The 537-nt window shown below is 37.8% G+C and carries 1 protein-coding gene; it reads left to right on the forward strand.

The window, feature by feature from the left end:
• Positions 1-537 (forward strand): hypothetical protein (locus HMPREF1019_RS10245; protein WP_009295572.1); only part of this gene is annotated, 537 nt, incomplete at both ends.

Consider the following 537-nt stretch of genomic DNA (forward strand, 5'->3'; position numbering starts at 1 on the left):
AACCAGAAAACTCAACTAAACTATTAGAAGCTTTTAAAAACGAGGTAAAGGCGTTAAGAGAAGAGGCTCAAGCTGGAGAGATAAAAGGGGATGGGTTTGTAGTAAAAAATGGTGGCAAACTTACTTTTATGGATGAAGCTAAATTTGAGCTAAGTAAAGAGCTTCAAGGCAAGACTGATCTGGGCGAAAAAATATCAACTTCTTTAGCGTGGCTTCACGCAAAACACCCTGAAATGTTTGAGAACAAAAGAGCAGTTAAAGAACTAATTGATTATGTGCTTGATGAACCAAATACTATAAAGGCTGGAAAAAGCGAAAATAGTGTTTATCTTGGTAAAAAAGATGGCACAAAAATAAAGGATATTGTGGTAAATAAAAGTGAAAATAAAATAATTCACGCAAATAGACGCAGGATGAATACGGATAAAATAAAGGCTGACGGTAAGGACGCCCACATCCCCTTACACACTGATACTATGCCAGCAGGGGCGACTGGTGCAAATGCACGTTCGTCAGCTGATGAAAGCATTATATCAC

The sequence above is a fragment of the Campylobacter sp. 10_1_50 genome, assembly GCF_000238755.1.
Lineage (GTDB): Bacteria > Campylobacterota > Campylobacteria > Campylobacterales > Campylobacteraceae > Campylobacter_A > Campylobacter_A concisus_R.